The 17,498-nt window shown below is 46.1% G+C and carries 15 protein-coding genes and 1 tRNA gene; 5 read left to right on the top strand and 11 right to left on the bottom strand.

Features of this window, described 5'->3' with window-relative positions:
* Window positions 1-100 precede the first annotated feature (100 nt).
* Window positions 101-188: transfer RNA gene (locus NHN17_RS23000), tRNA-Ser, on the bottom strand.
* Between the two features lie 273 nt (window positions 189-461).
* On the opposite strand from NHN17_RS23000, the gene mscM reads away from it, so the two are divergent.
* Complete coding sequence (gene mscM, locus NHN17_RS22995; RefSeq protein ID WP_255044996.1) at window positions 462-3,758, top strand: miniconductance mechanosensitive channel MscM; 3,297 nt, start codon at window positions 462-464, stop codon at window positions 3,756-3,758.
* A gap of 44 nt (window positions 3,759-3,802) precedes the next feature.
* Here mscM and NHN17_RS22990 read toward each other — a convergent pair whose 3' ends face one another.
* The 4 genes from NHN17_RS22990 to NHN17_RS22975 all read right to left on the bottom strand — a co-directional run bounded on the left by NHN17_RS22990 (window position 3,803) and on the right by NHN17_RS22975 (window position 6,787).
* Window positions 3,803-4,090 (bottom strand): hypothetical protein, encoded by a 288-nt coding sequence (locus NHN17_RS22990; RefSeq protein WP_255044995.1) that lies wholly within the window; start codon window positions 4,088-4,090, stop codon window positions 3,803-3,805.
* 505 nt (window positions 4,091-4,595) lie between these two features.
* Window positions 4,596-5,045, bottom strand: coding sequence for an L-alanine exporter AlaE (locus tag NHN17_RS22985; RefSeq protein ID WP_255044994.1), 450 nt, complete (start codon window positions 5,043-5,045; stop codon window positions 4,596-4,598).
* Between the two features lie 670 nt (window positions 5,046-5,715).
* Window positions 5,716-6,135, bottom strand: a complete 420-nt coding sequence (locus NHN17_RS22980; protein ID WP_255044993.1) for a (deoxy)nucleoside triphosphate pyrophosphohydrolase — start codon at window positions 6,133-6,135, stop codon at window positions 5,716-5,718.
* Between the two features lie 4 nt (window positions 6,136-6,139).
* Window positions 6,140-6,787, bottom strand: coding sequence for a YecA family protein (locus NHN17_RS22975; protein WP_255044992.1), 648 nt, complete (start codon window positions 6,785-6,787; stop codon window positions 6,140-6,142).
* A gap of 192 nt (window positions 6,788-6,979) precedes the next feature.
* Here NHN17_RS22975 and NHN17_RS22970 point away from each other — a divergent pair, with 192 nt between their 5' ends.
* Both NHN17_RS22970 and dusC read left to right on the top strand, forming a co-directional pair.
* On the top strand, window positions 6,980-7,651 hold the full coding sequence (locus NHN17_RS22970) for an NAD(P)H-binding protein (RefSeq protein ID WP_255044991.1): 672 nt from the start codon (window positions 6,980-6,982) through the stop codon (window positions 7,649-7,651).
* A 126-nt stretch (window positions 7,652-7,777) separates the two neighbouring features.
* Window positions 7,778-8,728 carry a tRNA dihydrouridine(16) synthase DusC gene (gene dusC, locus NHN17_RS22965; protein ID WP_255044990.1) on the top strand — a complete coding sequence of 317 codons (951 nt, stop codon included), beginning with the start codon at window positions 7,778-7,780 and terminating at the stop codon, window positions 8,726-8,728.
* Between the two features lie 57 nt (window positions 8,729-8,785).
* Here dusC and NHN17_RS22960 read toward each other — a convergent pair whose 3' ends face one another.
* From NHN17_RS22960 to NHN17_RS22935, 6 genes are all read right to left on the bottom strand, one after another.
* Window positions 8,786-9,340: a hypothetical protein gene (locus tag NHN17_RS22960; RefSeq protein WP_255044989.1), complete on the bottom strand. Its 555-nt coding sequence runs from the start codon at window positions 9,338-9,340 to the stop codon at window positions 8,786-8,788.
* Window positions 9,341-9,471: 131 nt separating this feature from the next.
* The gene (locus tag NHN17_RS22955; protein WP_255044987.1) at window positions 9,472-10,602 is read right to left on the bottom strand and encodes an ROK family protein; all 1,131 of its coding nucleotides are present in this window, start codon (window positions 10,600-10,602) and stop codon (window positions 9,472-9,474) included.
* A gap of 5 nt (window positions 10,603-10,607) precedes the next feature.
* Window positions 10,608-11,444: an inositol monophosphatase family protein gene (locus NHN17_RS22950; protein ID WP_255044986.1), complete on the bottom strand. Its 837-nt coding sequence runs from the start codon at window positions 11,442-11,444 to the stop codon at window positions 10,608-10,610.
* Window positions 11,445-11,504: 60 nt separating this feature from the next.
* A complete protein-coding gene (locus NHN17_RS22945; RefSeq protein ID WP_255044985.1) occupies window positions 11,505-12,581 on the bottom strand; it encodes an ABC transporter ATP-binding protein in 1,077 nt (358 codons plus the stop codon).
* A 1-nt stretch (window position 12,582) separates the two neighbouring features.
* Window positions 12,583-13,500, bottom strand: coding sequence for an ABC transporter permease subunit (locus NHN17_RS22940; RefSeq protein ID WP_255044984.1), 918 nt, complete (start codon window positions 13,498-13,500; stop codon window positions 12,583-12,585).
* 2 nt (window positions 13,501-13,502) lie between these two features.
* The gene (locus tag NHN17_RS22935) at window positions 13,503-14,384 is read right to left on the bottom strand and encodes a carbohydrate ABC transporter permease (protein ID WP_255044983.1); all 882 of its coding nucleotides are present in this window, start codon (window positions 14,382-14,384) and stop codon (window positions 13,503-13,505) included.
* 373 nt (window positions 14,385-14,757) lie between these two features.
* On the opposite strand from NHN17_RS22935, the gene NHN17_RS22930 reads away from it, so the two are divergent.
* Together NHN17_RS22930 and NHN17_RS22925 are read left to right on the top strand one after the other, a co-directional pair.
* Window positions 14,758-16,044, top strand: coding sequence for an extracellular solute-binding protein (locus NHN17_RS22930; RefSeq protein WP_255044982.1), 1,287 nt, complete (start codon window positions 14,758-14,760; stop codon window positions 16,042-16,044).
* 55 nt (window positions 16,045-16,099) lie between these two features.
* Window positions 16,100-17,197 (top strand): glycerophosphodiester phosphodiesterase family protein, encoded by a 1,098-nt coding sequence (locus NHN17_RS22925; protein WP_255044981.1) that lies wholly within the window; start codon window positions 16,100-16,102, stop codon window positions 17,195-17,197.
* The last annotated feature ends 301 nt before the right edge of the window (window positions 17,198-17,498 follow it).

Raw genomic sequence — 17,498 nt, 5'->3', positions numbered from 1 at the left:
GATTTGAACCCTAGATACGCTACAAACGTATGCCGGTTTTCAAGACCGGTGCTTTCAACCACTCAGCCATCTCTCCGAATTGTATCACCTTAAAAGATGATGGCGGTGAGGGAGGGATTCGAACCCTCGATACGTTGCCGTATACACACTTTCCAGGCGTGCTCCTTCAGCCACTCGGACACCTCACCACATTGTTGCTTTGACGCCTTGCGTCTCAACGGCGGCTAATGTAATCACTTAGCGTTTCAGGGTCAAGTGCTTTTACCGAATTCTTTTTCAAGTGGCGAGGAATGGATCAAATTGTACCAATATCCAGCAAAACACTAATCCAAATATCTATGGCATGTGCTATATACGCAAGATACACTACAATTTAACACGTATTATCAATCTATTATCCATCAAGCCCATTTTACTTAACTATCTCACTCAAGCTTGAGTCTCTGTCTTTTTGGAGTGTTATGATCTTCCGGCTATTTTCTGCTCTCGTCTTCCTCACGCTTAGCCTTGCAGCCACCCTCAGCCATGCGCTAGAGGGGCATTACGACGTTTGGAACCAAACGCTGGATGAGCAAATCAAACAACTCAGTGCTCAAGACAACACACCAGAAATAGTCAAAGAGCTTGATACCCTGCAAAATGCTAAAGGGATGATTGAGAACGCGGTCGATTTTGATGAAAAAACCCAAAGCTACCGCCAACTGATCGAAGAATTTCCGGCACTGAGTGACAAACTAAAACAGCAAGTCGATAACTTTGCCACCACCAAATTTCCAGACTTCAGGGAACTGTCGCAAAAAGAGTTGGCAGATGCCATAAAACAGCAAGACGCTAAAATAAAGCAGCTAGAGCAAAGCCGTAACAGCAGCAAAAACGAGTTAGGGTCGATTGAAAATGGGATTGATGAGTTTTCTAGCCGCTCTACCCAACTGCGTGACTTGATCAAGCAAGAAGAACAAGCGCTAAGGCAAATTGAAAGCCAGCCAAATACCACAAACCAGCAACTGGTCCATCAAATATCCCATCAATACTATGTCAGCGAACTGTACATGCTGGAAGCGGAGCAACTCAGTGCCGGTAACCGCCGCACTCTCGTCAAGCAACACATCCAGCTACAAAATCTAGAAATCGATGCACGGCTGGCTTACCGAAATACGTTACAACGTGAGTTATCCCGCCAGCAACGCCTTGATACCGATATAACCTCGGAGGAGAACGGCCAGTTTAATTTGGACCTTGATAACCAGCCTGATAGCCTTCGCCAGTTGACCATCAGCAACAAACGTTACATTGAGGCGTTAAAGGGCATCTCATCACTCAGCGAGCAGGTCCAACAAGGTCTCACCACCAGCCGCCAACAAATCCGCGACGTCGAAAGCACTGCCGACGATCTGGAAACCATGGCGGAATGGCTCAAACTCAGCCCCGCATTCAGTGAAAACTTACGTACCCGTATCAGCCGCTTACCGGCCAACCCGCCCATTGAGCAGCTGGACAAAGATATCGCCCAAAACCAAATAAAAAAATACGAATACCAGCAATTGGCCGATTCTCTAAAAGAAAGCAATTCTTCCCCAAGTACTGGCAACTTGAATGAAGAGCAACTCTTGCAAGAACACGCGCTCATTGAAGCCAATCAGATATTGCTCGAAAAGCTGATTGACCAAACCGATACCCTGATCTACCAACAAGCAACACTGAAAGTCTCCTACGAGCAGCTAAACAGTAATATCAACGATTTGCATGCCTCGGCAAACAAGCAGTTGTTCTGGGCGCCTGATACCAACCCGGTCAACATAAACTTTGTTATTGTCACCTGGGAAAAGCTCAAGTGGTTCTTTTCTCCTTATCAGTGGGTTGGCTTTATCAAGTTTCCAGTAGTTGTCGACAAAGTAAAACTGTCATTCGCACTGACCATTATTGCCGCCATCATCCTAGGCTTGAGCTGGTGCCGCAAATCCTGGAAGCGCTACCTTACCTATACCAGTAAGAAAATCGGCAAGGTCACACAAGATAGTTTTCGCTACAGCTATAACAATGTCTTCTTCTCGTTTTTGCTGGCATGGCCGGTCCCGATCATTGTTGGTTTAGTGGGACAGATTTTCTCCAGTGGCTGGCAATACCCGTTTGTCTACCACCTCGGCCAGGCCCTGACACTACCGATGGCTCTTGTCATGTTCTGCTTCATACGTGAATTAGTACGCCCTAATGGTTTGCTGGTCAGCCACTTCGAATGGGAGCACGACCTTATTGGTCGCTGCTTTACCCATTACAAGCAACTGTTATGGGTCTATCTGCCGATGATGGTGATCCAGCAATTTGCCCACCTCTACAGCGATATTGATGTGAATGCCACCTTGGGTCGGTTGGCATTTATCATCAGCAATATCTCGATCAGTTATTTCTTGTGGCGGATGTGCAAGGAAAAGCTGCCGATGACCTACGGCAACCTGCCGGAAGGTAAAGCCCATATTGGCCACCACCTGTTTTGGTGGACACTGATCTTGGTCCCACAGGGACTGAATTACACGGCGCTTAAAGGCTATCTTTCCTCATCGCAAGATGTAATGCACAAACTGGAGTTCTCGGCGGTCATTGGGGTGATCACCATCTTGATTTACTACCTCGTCAAGCGGCTGATGCTGATCCAAAAACGACGACTGGCTTTTGAGCGCGCCAAAGCCAAACGTCAGGAAATCATCGCTCAGCGGATCGCAGAGGTGGAAGAGGATAAAGAAGAGCATTTCGGTAGTAACGAAATGCAAATTGAAATCGAAGAGCCGGAAGTCGATTTAGATAAAATCAGTGCCCAGTCACTTCGCTTGTTACGCTCGCTGTTGCTACTGATTTATTTAGCCTGCCTCTCTACAGTATGGGCCGACTTCTATCAGGCAATATCCTACCTTGGTGAGGTGACACTATGGGACGTGACCAACAAGATTGATGGTATCAATGAGATCAGCGCCATTTCGGTCAGTAGCGTATTGCTGGGGCTCATTGCTGTTTGGCTGACGGCTATCGTTGCCCGCGACCTGCCCGGTGCAATGGAGTTATTGATCCTCCAGCACCTGGAACTATCTCCGGGGACGGGCTATGCCATTACCTCTTTAACACGTTATATCGCGATCATCATGGGGATCCTGATTAGTTCGGGGTTGGTGGGATTTGACTGGTCCAAAATGCAATGGCTTGTCGCTGCACTCGGTGTCGGCTTGGGCTTTGGCCTTCAGGAAATCTTCGCCAACTTTATTTCTGGCCTAATTATCTTATTCGAACGGCCGATTCGGATCGGGGATACCATCACAATCCGCAACCTGACAGGGATCATTGCCAAGATCAATACCCGCGCCACAACGATTGTCGACTTTGACCGTAAAGAAGTGATCGTGCCAAACAAGGCATTTGTTACTGAGCAGTTCGTCAACTGGTCACTGTCAGATCCAATCACCCGAGTCACCCTGTCAATCAGTGTGAATTACTCAGCCAATACCGATCTGGTCACCAAGCTATTGTTCGAAGCCACAGAAGAGTGCGATCTCGTATTAGACAATCCTGCTCCTGAAGTCTTTTTCCTGACCCTAACCGCTGATAGCCAGAACTTCGAGGTCAGAGCCTATGCAGCAGAAACGTCGCACCGCCTGAGTTTGACGCATGACTTACACAACCGAATCAAAGAGAAGTTCAACCTGCATGATATCCAAATAGCCAACCCGCAGCTTGAAATACAGATGAAGCGTCGCCGTACGACGACATCGTAGGTTTGATTGCACCAATATCAAAAAAGCCCCTTTCGGGGCTTTTTTTAATTCTTGCTTCGCCCTGCAGCGCGTTCATTTTGCATTTGAATATAACTACCCAAATGCATCGAGGCGGGCTTGCCTCGCAGAATATAAGGTAACTCAGAAGGAGCTACGGCCGCTTTGCTTGCCGGACGCATCCGCACGTAGAGAACGCGAATCATGTTACTCGCAACGCCTTGGCAACAGCGGTCTACCCAAGAAAAGAAGCGACCGAAAAGGCCAATTTTCAACCATAAGACAAACTGACTAACGCCTAACATTGCTGCTAGCGACCAATGTACCTCAATCATTTTACTTCCCCACTTTTTATTGTTTTGCTTGCAGAACTGACTGAGGTAACTATGCCAATAAATTAATGAATAATATGCCTATGGCTGTAACTGAATTTATCCTGAACTGATCACTTCTGCTCATGCCTAATCATTTATGAAATCAAAGATCTCACGCATGAAAAGAGAACAAACCATTAACACAAAACAGCGCAACATGGATAAATAATTGATTTAACTCAAAATGAAAAATCAAACCCCAAAAGCAAGACAACAAACACGTAACAACCCATCATGACCACAACCATTTCATTGACGTAAATCAACTTTAAACCCTTTCGCAATCATCACAAACAGAGATATGTTCTTACAAACAGAAATAGCTTGTTCAATGCTTAACCGAGCGCTTTTATACGTGCTTAGATGGTGAGCAAGGGGGTATTTACAGACATTGTCGGCATAAATGCAAAAAACCCCTGAAGGCATAAACCTTCAGGGGCAAATATAAATTGCTGTTTTTTGTCTTTTACGCTTGCTGGTAGTAGCCCGGAACTCGGAACATACGGCGACACATTTCGAGGAATTGACCATAAACCACGCCTAGTGCACCGGATACAAAAGCATTACTTGTAACCGCTGTTATGATCTGATCGATGTCGGCTCCAACGACCAACAAGATACATGCATAAACCGGCGACTGGAACATCACATAGGCCAACATGTCTGATAGCCCTTTCATCCAACCAGCGGATGACAGTTTCATTCCTTGTCTGATCATCATGTCGCGGAAAACACCGTATGGCCAAGCTATCGCAATATTTACCGGAATAGACAGAGTTCTTGATGCAAGTGACTGTTCGAATGTCATTCCAGAAATGAACACTTCTATCATCATGCCTGTAATAAAACTAAAAATTACCATCGCAAAAGTATCGGCGGCAGCACTTCTTACGTTAAATTGCCCTTTAACAGACATAACAAAACCTCAAAAAACAGTAAATATAACCAGACATTCAAATCTGAGCAGTTAGATGAACTAGATAATTAACTTCCAGCCAGTTGATGTGCGTATTAGAACAGTAAATTTAAAGAATTACACACCAAAGATCATTATTGTTTGTAAGTTTACAACTGATTTTAGCTCAATATTTGGCACGATACGCTACACTGGCACCACTGACGTGCCACAGCTTGTATCAGCAGCATCTCTGGCACTCAAAAATAAACATTTACTGGGTAATTTAAGTACTTTAAGAAGCTTTTTGATCATTGTTTTGAAGGTTACAGTAAAGATACCAATGAAGACTGGTTAGAAAGCAAAGTAACAATCACGCTATATAGGATAGCAAGGGTAAGATTTAAACATCTGATTAATATAGAGTATATAGATAAAAACAAACCATGCTTCCAAGGGATAGATCACTTCAGTCAATTCCCCTAATTTAAGCTACATATATCAGGTAATAAAAACATAAAAGGTAATCATTTATTCACCCTATGAGCAAAGAACAAACTCAAACTGCAATAAAAGGCAGTTAACTCTTTAGGGTAGGTGAGAATATTTAATCGATTTTCGCCATGGATGATTCAATAAAAAGCCCCAGCAAAAGCTAGGGCTTGGGGTGTGGGCCGTGATATGCAAGCTGTCACTCTAGTGGCAGTGATAGAAGTACCTCAACGATGGGGTAATCTGCCGGACAGAGCGTAAAGTCATTAATTTCATCACGCTCAACCCATGCCACATCCTGATGACTATGGAGTACCAGCTCACCGGATACCCAATGGGTCAAATAGCCTTTCAGGTGAACGACTTTATCACCGTAGTCAAACACACTGTCGGCAAGAAACTCTCCAGTCATCGTTTCAATTGCCAACTCTTCGTGTAATTCACGCTCCAGTGCTTGTGTCTCACTTTCTCCGGCTTCCACTTTACCACCAGGAAATTCCCACAACCCACCTTGGCTGGCGTGATCATGACGCTGAGTAAGCAGGTACTTACCCTGCTTCTCTATCACGCCAGCCACCACCAAAATGACGGATTTATCAATCTTTGACTCAGGTGCCATTATGTTATTTACCACAGCACTGTTTGAATTTCTTACCACTACCACACAGACAAGGGTCGTTTCGGCCGATCTCTTTATAAGGATTCACTGCTTTAGCGGCATTCCCCTGTTGTAGATCATCCGCCGCCATAACGACTTCAGTTAACATCAACGGCAACTGAACATACAGCTCTGCAGGAGCTGGCATCCCAGTGACACCGGCCTCTTGCATCTGGGCTTGCGTGTTTTGCTCGTCCATCATCAGCATCACTGTGGTGATTAACGCCGATAGCATTCGCATTGTGCCGTCGGTTAGTGGCTGCTCAGCCCAGTTTGGCTCAATATGCGGCCACACGGACAAGAAACCTTCGGCAAATTGCTGCATGGCTTCAGTCAGTTCACCCACCTCTTCGAAGTTCAACTCTGATGGCAATACGTACTCACCAGCCTTGATATGGCGATACTGCAGTTCAAAATGGTTCAACACCGCCATTTTGTCGTCTTGGCCCAGCGCAACCGGCTCATCTTCGTCAACACCAACTGTAAGCAGTACTGGTAGCCAAGTTTCTGGCGCTAGCGGTTTTGGGTTAGCATTGGCTGCCAGCAAGGCACCTTCTATAAAGGTTGCCGGCATTCCTTCCCAAGCTTCAGGTAATGTCATTAGTTCTGTCATGATCGGTTCTCGTTGTCTGTTTCGTGGGCTGATTATATACCCAAGTCACGGCAAGTTGCAGGATTCAAAGTTGACTTGTCCATATCGCTTTTTGCGCCAGAACAGGAAAATGCTGACAAAAAAACAAACCTGTTGAACTTTGCAGCAATTGGTGGCAAAAAGAAGGAGTTATCATCAGGATGGTGGAAATAAATGACAGGTAGCAGTGCAATCATCGCTGGCGGCAGTGGGTTGGTCGGTGATGAGCTTTTACATCTTCTTCTCAAGCAACCGGAAATAATGACGGTTTACGCCCTTTCCCGGCGTGAACTGCCCCTGCATGGCAGCAAGCTACGTCAGATCATCCATCCCGAATTACGTATCACCGAATGGGAAGATACCTCCCCGACTCCCACCGTGGGTTTTATCTGTCTAGGTACCACCAAAAAGCAGGCAGGGACCAAAAAAGCCCTGGAAGCAGTGGATTTCCAGCTGGTCAAAGACGTGGCAAAAACCATGAAGATGCTGGGCGTCAGGCATATCGTGGTGATATCCAGCCTACTTGCCAGCCCTTGGTCCCCTTCTCACTACCTGCGCTGCAAAGGGAAAATGGAGCAAGCACTGGTAAAAATGGGCTTTGAACATTGCATCTTTGTCCGTCCTGGCCCACTCAGGGGAGATCGCAGCAAACCAAGAAAAGACGAGCTGCTAGTTCAAGGGATCTTCGATGCCTTGCACCCGCTGGCTGTTGGCCCTCTCGCTAATCTTGACCCTATCCCAGCAGAACAAGTTGCCCAGAAAATGTTAGCGCTTGCCCAAGAAGCCCAAAGGCACGAACTACCGAAAGTATTTACCCTCTCGGGTCGGATGCTTGCCTCAAGTTGAGTCATATTCTGGAATTGGACAAGCCGGTCATTACCCACTAGAATCTCGCTCCCAACAGGCTATGCGCTGACAAACCGGATCAGCCCTCGCCTATACTTTTGCACATTGGCACAAAAGAGAAATCACATGCGAGTAATTCTAGGCCCGATGGAAGGTGTTCTTGATCATCTGATGCGGGAAATGCTGACAGACATCAATGATTATGATCTGTGCGTCACGGAGTTTATCCGTGTGGTTGATCAGCTCTTGCCAAACAGTGTGTTCTACCGCTTGTGCCCCGAGTTACACCAAGGCGGAAAAACCGTTTCGGGTACGCCGGTTCGCGTCCAGCTTTTGGGGCAAGACCCAAACTGGCTGGCCGAAAACGCCCACCGCGCCGTTTCGCTTGGCTCTCCCGGTATTGATATCAACTTCGGCTGCCCGGCCAAGTCGGTAAATAAAAGCCGTGGCGGCGCAGTGCTGCTCCAAGACCCAGACTTGATGTACGACATTGTCAAAGCGGTACGTGCCGCCACTGATCCCCGCTTTCCTGTTACGGCCAAAGTCCGTTTGGGCTGGGATGATCCTAACCATTGCTTTGAAATTGCCGATGCCGTAGCCCAAGCTGGTGCCGATGAGATAGCAGTCCATGCCCGTACCAAAACCGATGGCTACAAGGCAGAGACCATTAAGTGGGATTACATCCACCAGCTAAAAGAAAAAATCACCACACCAATCATTGCCAATGGCGAGGTCTGGAATTACCAGGATGGCCAGCGCTGCATGGAGACCACTGGCAGTGATGCCCTGATGGTGTGCCGCGGTGCGATTAACCTGCCAAACCTTGGCAATGTGATCAAACACAATGAAGAACACATGGAGTGGGAGGCGGTACTTCAACTTTTGCTGAAGTACTCGACCTATGAAATCAAAGGGGACAAAGGGCTGTATTACCCGAACCGTATCAAACAGTGGTTTGCCTACCTGCGCCATGAATACCCGCAGGCCAAAGAGCTGTTTGCCGATATCCGCAAGCACAACAAAGCGGCCCCTATTATTGATATTCTCCAGCGCAGCTACGCCAGTTTGGCTGCTTGATTTCAATCAGCACCCAGAGACAAAAAAGCCAGCGACATAACTATGTGCTGGCTTTTTTTACGCTCGGCGCTCACGCCGGATCTGATCCAATGCGTCTTGGACCGTATCCAACTCATCATCAGTCAGCTCACTAAACGCGGCCAAGTAAGCAAGTCGGGTCACTTCTGTTTTACGATGGCGCTCTTCCTGCTCATGCACTTTGTACGCCCGGTTGGCTTGAAAATGCTGGAAGAAACGTTCGATATCTTCTACCGCCAAGCTCGATTCCGGCTTGAGGTAGTCCGTCATAATTCTCACGAAGTCATCCGGCAGGTGGATATTGAACTTGGGATCCATCGAATAGATAAACGACAACTCCATCGCTTGCCTGTTTTCTTCCCGACAACGCCAGAATTGTGCTGTGCAACCATGGGTGATCTGGACATCACCCACCTTATGCAGAGATTGCAATGCTTTCCCCACATCAGTCGCACTCCCCACCAGCAGGCACTCGAACCCCTGCGAAATGGCGTACACCCCACACTCCCGCGGCAGTGTCTCACGATTGACCATTGAGCACTGGTGGCTTGGCATTGGAATTCTTGGCTTGTATGCCCGCCTCAGAGCACTCATTGCACTTACCCTACATCATCATTTCGAGTAAGTATCCATATTATTGTCATGAATGCAAGCCTGTTTGAGATTACCAATACTATGTTAAATAAGGATAAATAAGTTAAATGTACTTAATTACTGATAACTAACTAAGACACAAAAGAGCTCATCAACCTTTTTTTGATTGGTAGAAGCGAAGCGCCTTTTACTTCTGCCCACTCAGCAATGTCGCTGTAATATATCGTAGGCGGTATATAGCCAATAAGGATTTGCTCTCCGAGTACTTTATTAATGGTGACTTCGAACAGTTGCTTTACCGCTTTTGGCGCACTGCCTCCAATGACAATAGCACTCGGGTCAAATACTCCGATAAAAGAGCGTAATGAACGAATTAGCATAGGTTCGACGTCTTGATACCAATTAAGTACCGAAGGCATATTATTCTCAACCGCGGCCTCTAGCCCTGCGCTCATATCAACCTTCTGTGCCGAAAAATAGCGCATCAAATTTGACATCGCCGGGCGGAAAGAACGTTCTTGATGCGTAAACGTACGTCCAATCTGGCCAGCATTGCGGAACCCGCCAGACATAAGTTCTTTTTTCCACACTAACCCACTGCCGTAACCATGGCCGAATGACAGGTACAGAAAACTAGGATACTGATTGCCCTGTCCCAACATTAGCTCTGCAATTGCCGAACAATTGGCATTATTTTCAACCCAAACCGGTAGCTCAAACACTCGCTGTAATTGTGCTGCATAATCAAGTTGTGGCCATTGCCCAAACGCCTGGAATACCTCGGCATCGCCGCAAAAGTTAACCCGATAACTAGGAATCGAAACCCCTACACCAAGCAATTGCTCCGGCGATATATTTAGATCTTGCAACTCTGAAAAAACAGCCTCAACTAACTGCTTAAATACCCCATCCCTGAATTTATTATCAACGGCAAGGACGGCATCGATTAATGATTCGCCACGTAAATTAGCAAGCCGCATATAGATGCCACTATCTTTGAAGCTCAAACCAATCGTATAGAAACGCGTCGTATTAAGGGCAATAACAGAGCTCGGTTTGCCCCGCCCCCTGGCCAAAGGCTCCCCGAGACAAAGCACCTCTTTATCTAGCAGGGATTCAACAATACGGTGAGTCGATTGTTGGGTAAAAGGAACGCTGGATGTGACTTCGCTTCGGGTAATAACATCCGCTGGCCAAACGATATCAATAATTCGTTTTTCATTTTCGGACAGTTGTAACGTATCCGGTCTCAGTTTGTGCATAATCCTTAAGCTTCCAGCCCAATCAGCAATTTTTCATTCATTTTCACCGCCAGATCTTGCCACTTTTGTTCACTGTTTGCCACTAGCAGATTTCGTCCCGCCTCAACCTTATCAACCGGTTGACCATCAAGGTATGCCGCATAACCTCCGGCCTCTTCAATTGCCAGTAGACCAGCGTAATGATCCCAAGGCTTTATCGCCCGCTGGGTTAGGTAAAATGTTGCCCCACCAAAAAGCACATTCCGGTATTCATGGCATGAGCAACCAACAGAAAGTACCCGATCATAACCAGCCATTAGTTCCAGAATCGGTCCCCGTTGCTGAGCATCAAATAAAAATGGCGAGATCTGCCCAAGATTTGCGTCTCGGCTAGGGATCCGAAGACGTTTACTCGCACCTAGTTTATTTTCCCAAAAGCACCCTTGCCCCTTGATAGCCCATACCCAGTCATCCTGCAATGGGTCGTATAATACCGAAAGCTGGGTTTCATTCCCTTCCCTCACAGCAACCATCACGCCGCATTGTGAAATGCCATGGGCAAAATTATACGTACCATCAATGGGGTCTATAATCACCACTTTATCAAGCCGATTAATCACTCCACTATCCCAACCTTGCTGGGATACCATCTCCTCGCCCAGGATAACGTAGTCAGGAAACAGTGGCTGCAACCCTTCAGTCAGCGCCTGCTCCACTTGAGTATCACACTCTGTCACGAGGTCAGTCGATGAGGTTTTGACCGCAATTTCATTTTCACCAATCTGACGGAATCGAGATTGGATAATATCTCGGGAAGCATGCCGGATAACATCAATGACTTGGTCTATTTTTTTCAATGTCACTACCATCTTTTCCTTATTTACTGTTTAGCTCAAATGGAGCCGTTGTAGCCACCCTTAAAACTACAGGCGCAATCCGGACTGACGATCAAAATAATGAAGCTTACCCTCTGGGAACTTAATATGTATGGCATCTGGGTGATCACCATCAAACCCTAACGATGTCGATATCATCAATTCCTGTCCACTCGCCAACACAACATTAATCACTTTATAGGCCCCGAGATCCTCAATATACGTCACCTTTGCACGCATCCCGCCATCCTCAACCACTTCGATATGTTCCGGTCTGATCCCTGCAATCACATCATCGCCCATGACGCCATCAAGCAGACCTAGGTTACAGTACTGCCAAAGCGGAGTATCTCGCTCAATATTTTCGATAAGGTTCATTGCTGGCGAACCAATGAAGTTGGCGACGAATACTGTTGCTGGCTTATCGTAGACATTTTTTGGTGTATCGAATTGTTCAAGGTTGCCTTTATTGAGGATCATAATGCGATCGGCAAGAGTCATCGCTTCTACCTGATCATGTGTTACAAAGACGGAGGTAGCGCCTATTCGCTCATGCAATTGTGACAGCTCAATGCGCATTTCATGTCGTAATTTGGCATCGAGGTTAGACAAAGGCTCGTCAAAGAGCAAAACACTTGGCTCGCGGACAATCGCACGACCAATCGCCACACGCTGCCGCTGGCCACCTGATAGCTCACTTGGCAAGCGCTCTAGAAAGTCCTCTAATGAAACAACCTTGGCCACTTCTGCAACTTTTGCCATCCTTTCTGTCTTTTTCATTCCCCGAATTTTGAGCGAATAACCGATGTTGTCCGCCACCGTCATGTGAGGATAGAGCGCATAATTCTGAAATACCATTGCACAGCCACGCGCTTTAGGTTCGAGATCCTGCACCTCTTGCTGTCCAATCGATATTGTCCCACCATCCACATCTTCCAAACCAGCAATCATATTCATTGTCGTGGACTTGCCGCAGCCAGACGGTCCAAGGATCACGACGAACTCACCGGCATCTATCGTGACATCAAGTTCAGGAATCACAATATTGCTACCGTAAGATTTTTTAATGCCCTTCAATTCAATGCTCTGGGCATGTTCACGAATATTATCTAATATTTTGCTCATGTTACTTCTCCGAAAGCGTTAAGCCTTTGACGATATATTTCTGCATGACGACAATCATCAAAATAGGAATAATGTTGACTAAGATGGCGCCCGCCATCACCATCGGGTAATCAGGAGTAGCGCCGTCAACGACAGTGCTTAGCTTGACCAGACCAATTAATGCCGTTTCCATTTCAGGCTTGGATGCAACAACGAGTGGCCACATATATTGGTTCCAACCTCCCATGAACATCAGCACAAACAAGGAAATGATGCTGGTTTTGGAAATAGGCAGCAGAATATCTATCATGAAACGGATTGGCCCTGCCCCATCCATGGTTGCCGCATTAATCAGTGAAGGCGGTATAGTCTTAAATGACTGACGGAACAGGAACGTCCCCGTACCAGAAGCAAGAATAGGGGCTGCCATACCAAAATAGGTATCAATCAAACTTAATTCGAGAAAGACTGGTGCTCCTCGCACCGCACTGATCAAGGCGTTAATACCAAACACATTCAATAGGGTGTTCAACGGTGCCAAAATATTGGATGCGACCTCGTAACTCGCAACAATCCGCAAGTCCAACGGGACCATTGTCGACATCAAAATAAGAAAAAAGATGACGGTACCGTAACGCACTCGAAAATACACAATACCGAATGCCGCTAAGAACGAAAAAGCGGTTTTACCGGTGGCTGACATCAGCGCGATAATAATACTATTACCGATCTGCGGGACTAAATTGGTATTTTCCATTACCGAGCGAAGGTTATTGATTAGCTCTGGTCCTGGAAAGTATTGCAGTCCCTCTTGCAGAAAAGTTTCATAAGAATGGGTAGCCGTGGTGATCACCAAATAAATGGGCAACAGAACAAATACCATCCCCATGAATAAAATGATACTGGCCACTCTGTCGATATTTTTTGAGTTCTCAATCATGATTAGCGCTCATATTTCACTTTCTTCTCAAGAAACAGGAACTGCATCAAAGCAAGACTCAATACCAATGCGGTAAGAATGACTGTTTGCGTCGATGCACCCGATAAATCCAGGCCCCTAAAACCATCTTCATAGATTTTGTAAACCAGCAGCTTAGTCGAACCACCAGGGCCCCCTTGGGTCATACTGGCGATCAAGGCAAAAGCGGACACAACAGAATCTGTTATCTCAAGTACCAGACTGAGAAATAGCTGAGGTGTTAATAGCGGTATATAAATGTCGACAATCCGACGCCAGGGCCCAGCCCCATCCATTGCTGCAGAATGGGTCAGTGACACCGGAATAGCCTGCAGTCCACCGAGGAAAATGACAAAATTAAAGGGAATACCGCCCCAGACGTGGGCAATAATCAACATCGTAAAAGCATGATTGCCATTCATTCCCGGTTGCCAGAGATCCGGGTGAATGTCATTAAGGAATGACAACACCCCAACAAACGGATTGAAGATAAATGCGAATGCCACTCCAATTGATGCCCCTGCAACAGCTTTTGGCCACACGAGGAAATTTCGCGCAGGACGTGACAGTTTAATTTTACGATCAACGGCTATTGCTAAAATCAGCGGAACGAGCACTGACAGGCTTGAGCCAATGACCATGAACTTGATGGTCAGCCAAAAGCTCCGATAAAACTCAGGGTCAGAAAATACTTCTCGGTAGTTGTCCAGACCGACAAAAATACTTTGTCCGCCAAATGGCGCCTGCAAAGTAAATGACCACTCAATCGATTTGATAATAGGTAAATAAAAAAATAAAAACAGTAATAATAACTGGGGCGCAGCTAACCAAAGCGTTAGCCATCGCTTTTTATACACCGCCTGCATAAACGTCCTTAACGGTAGATTGGTTCAGGCCCCTATGAAACCTTCTGGTCGGGGCTAATTTCGATATTGATCACTCTACGTGTTAAAGATGACACCATTATTACTCTTTAAGTGTGTAAATAATTATAAATTAACCCACTTCCACTAATCACTTTCAAACACACCCTCTAAGCCTTAGGTACTATCACTCGCCCTATATCCATACAAATCAGATCTTTAAAATCATAATAAGATAAAAGATATGACGCGACCTGTAATTTTCCAAGGTGAAATAAAAGAACGAATTAAAACAGAAATCTTAATGACATACTGCCGTAATATTCACAATGGTAGACTATTTACACACATTAAGAGTCATATTAAAGGAATGACAATGAAGCTCTCTGCAATCGCTACAGCATTAACGCTTGTTGCCTCAGCAACCGCAGCAAACGCCGCAACATCCATCGAGTTCTGGCACTCTATCGGCGGTGATGTCGTGGATACAATTTGTGCTGATTTTAACGCTCAATCAGACAACCAGGTGGAATGTATATTCCAGGGTGACTACGAAGTCGCAATGCAAAAAGCTGTTGCTTCTGTGCGCTCAAAAAATCACCCTGCCTTAATGCAGTTTTATGAAGTTGGCACCATGGACGTCATGATGTCGAATATCTTCAAGCCACTACAGGCTAGCTATAGCGATGTGAATTGGAATGCCTACATCTCTGGCGCTAAAGGGTACTATCAAAGTGCTGATAACCAGTTGATGTCTCAACCATGGAACTCATCGACAATAGTGCTTTACTCCAATAAAGAAGTACTGGCTAAAGCGGGCATTAATAAGGCCCCAGAAACGTATGAAGAGCTAGTAACGGCAATGAAAACGCTACAAGAAAGCGGTCACGAATGCCCATATACGACTGACGGACATCCATGGCGTGTCATGGAGCAAGTAGCAGCACGGCATGGCGTTGAAATTGCGTCAAATAGCAATGGCTACGACGGTCTTGATGCCGAGTACAAAGTCAATGAAGGCTTGATTGTCGACCACATGAACAACCTTCACCACTGGAACAAGCAAGGTCTTGTCAAACTAGACCCACAAACGCGTGCAGGAAAATACACAAGCGCTTTTGCCTCTGGTGAGTGCGCCATGATGGAGGCTTCGCTTTCTGCCTATAACGCCTCTTCAACGTCACTTGGTGACTCATTACAGATCTCAATGGCACCGGTTTATCAAGGCATCGATCGACTGAATACTTTTGTCGGAGGTGGTTCATTGTGGATGTTAGATGGTCACAGCACCGCTGAAGAAGCTGTCGCTAAGGAGTTCTTGAATTACTTACGTCATCCAGAAGTACAGAAATCGCTAACAGCGATGACTGGCTACCTACCCGTCACCCAAGAAGCCTATCAGCATATTCTAGATACCACCGACTCTGACGATGCCACTTTTGCTTCAGTTCATGCGGGTTACGCTTCACTCAATCAACCGAGTAACAGTGCTTCCCGTGGTATCCGCTTAGGTTTCTATACCCAATTCCGAAGCATTTTCCGCGAAGAAACTCAAAAAGCTTTTGCTGGTGATATCTCGATGCAACAAGCCCTGGACAATGCGAAACGCCGTGGTGATCAGCTACTTCGTCGTTTCGAGCGCACTTATAAAAATATCAGCTAATAACACTATTAGCTTTAACCGTCAGTTGGCATTACAAATATAATAAGGGAATACAATGAACAAGAAGCTGTTAGTCACTGCTATTGCATTACTTACACTTGCCGGGTGTAACAGTTCAAGCAATGACACCGCTGGGAAAGAACTTACTCCAGACAGACCCATTCCAGATCTGACACCACCAAAACCTTCGCCATCGCTTAATCGTGTTGAGCAGATGCTGCATCGGTTAGAAAACGCCAATGAAAACCGTGACCACGTCTTTGTCATTGGTCACCGTGCACTATGGACTAATCAGGGTGAGAGCCTATTCCCTGAGCAATCTCTTGAATCTATCCAGTACGCGATTGATATGGGCGTTGATGTGGTAGAGCTTGATATCCGTGTTACCGCTGATGACCAGTATGTTATCTTGCATGATGGTTCGCTGAACCGCATCACGAACTGTGATGGTAGTATCAGTCAAAAATTGTGGGAAGAAGTCGAAGATTGCCAGCTAATTGATGGCAATGGAAATATCACAGACGAGACGATCCCAACACTGGAATCAGTGTACGAATTAACGAAGGATAAGATCTTAATCAACCTTGATAACAAGGTAGGCAACAGCCGCTACCCTGATATGTTCAATATGGCTATCGCGTTTGGCGTCGACCATCAGATCCTAGCTTCAGTACGAATGGCAAATGAATCTGGCCGCCAATCCGGCTATGCGCTAATTGATGAGTGGCGTGATTCTAAGATCAAGTTCATGCCAAACATCTATGATTCCGATGCCGATTATAGCGATGATACCAATTACACCTACCTTGAAGAAATTCTTGAGCGGGTAAACCCGGTATTGGTACAGGTCAGGAATGCATACAACTCTAGCCAACCTATCACAATGACTGGCGGCTTCTTCTTCACTGACGAATCACTGGCGTTGCGTGACAAGTACAACACCCACTACTGGATAAACACGTTATATGACAGCAATAACGGTCTACGCTCTGGCGGTCGTGGAGACGAAATGGCATTTCGTGACGGCTTACCTGACGAAGTATGGGGTTGGTGGCATAGGAAAGGGGCAACAATGTTTCAGACCGACGAACCAATCATGGCCACTGAATTCTTAGAAGAGAAAGGTTACCGCCAACCATTCATTGGTGAGTAGCATTTCAAATACAAAACCAAACAAAAAAGCGCCCATATTTTAGGGCGCTTTTTGTATAAATTAACGATTAGGATGATTCAGGATTTTCAAGAATTAATTTTTGTTTTTATGAATCATGAGAGAGGCCAGCAATACCAATGGGTTCATTGGTTTCTCAACAAAAAGCCCTTTCTCTAAGCAAAACCTGAGAAAATCACCCCAAAATTCTCAACTATACCATCAAGTGCGTATTCCGCTGATTCCGGACACCCATTCCGCGTTTAACCGGACGCCCTTTTCCCCAAGCTTTTCTCTACCCCTA

Source organism: Photobacterium pectinilyticum (assembly GCF_024357955.1).
Taxonomy (GTDB): domain Bacteria; phylum Pseudomonadota; class Gammaproteobacteria; order Enterobacterales; family Vibrionaceae; genus Photobacterium; species Photobacterium pectinilyticum.
The sequence above is the reverse complement of the archived record's forward strand: the minus strand, read 5'-3'. Positions and strand labels throughout refer to the sequence as shown.

Excerpts from the sequence above, each read along its gene's own strand:
- mscM (WP_255044996.1), top strand. The coding sequence starts at position 462 with ATGATCTTCCGGCTATTTTCTGCTCTCGTCTTCCTCACGCTTAGCCTT.
- NHN17_RS22990 (WP_255044995.1), bottom strand. The coding sequence starts at position 4,090 with ATGATTGAGGTACATTGGTCGCTAGCAGCAATGTTAGGCGTTAGTCAG.
- NHN17_RS22985 (WP_255044994.1), bottom strand. The coding sequence starts at position 5,045 with ATGTCTGTTAAAGGGCAATTTAACGTAAGAAGTGCTGCCGCCGATACT.
- NHN17_RS22980 (WP_255044993.1), bottom strand. The coding sequence starts at position 6,135 with ATGGCACCTGAGTCAAAGATTGATAAATCCGTCATTTTGGTGGTGGCT.
- NHN17_RS22975 (WP_255044992.1), bottom strand. The coding sequence starts at position 6,787 with ATGACAGAACTAATGACATTACCTGAAGCTTGGGAAGGAATGCCGGCA.
- NHN17_RS22970 (WP_255044991.1), top strand. The coding sequence starts at position 6,980 with ATGACAGGTAGCAGTGCAATCATCGCTGGCGGCAGTGGGTTGGTCGGT.
- dusC (WP_255044990.1), top strand. The coding sequence starts at position 7,778 with ATGCGAGTAATTCTAGGCCCGATGGAAGGTGTTCTTGATCATCTGATG.
- NHN17_RS22960 (WP_255044989.1), bottom strand. The coding sequence starts at position 9,340 with ATGAGTGCTCTGAGGCGGGCATACAAGCCAAGAATTCCAATGCCAAGC.
- NHN17_RS22955 (WP_255044987.1), bottom strand. The coding sequence starts at position 10,602 with ATGCACAAACTGAGACCGGATACGTTACAACTGTCCGAAAATGAAAAA.
- NHN17_RS22945 (WP_255044985.1), bottom strand. The coding sequence starts at position 12,581 with ATGAGCAAAATATTAGATAATATTCGTGAACATGCCCAGAGCATTGAA.
- NHN17_RS22940 (WP_255044984.1), bottom strand. The coding sequence starts at position 13,500 with ATGATTGAGAACTCAAAAAATATCGACAGAGTGGCCAGTATCATTTTA.
- NHN17_RS22935 (WP_255044983.1), bottom strand. The coding sequence starts at position 14,384 with ATGCAGGCGGTGTATAAAAAGCGATGGCTAACGCTTTGGTTAGCTGCG.
- NHN17_RS22930 (WP_255044982.1), top strand. The coding sequence starts at position 14,758 with ATGAAGCTCTCTGCAATCGCTACAGCATTAACGCTTGTTGCCTCAGCA.
- NHN17_RS22925 (WP_255044981.1), top strand. The coding sequence starts at position 16,100 with ATGAACAAGAAGCTGTTAGTCACTGCTATTGCATTACTTACACTTGCC.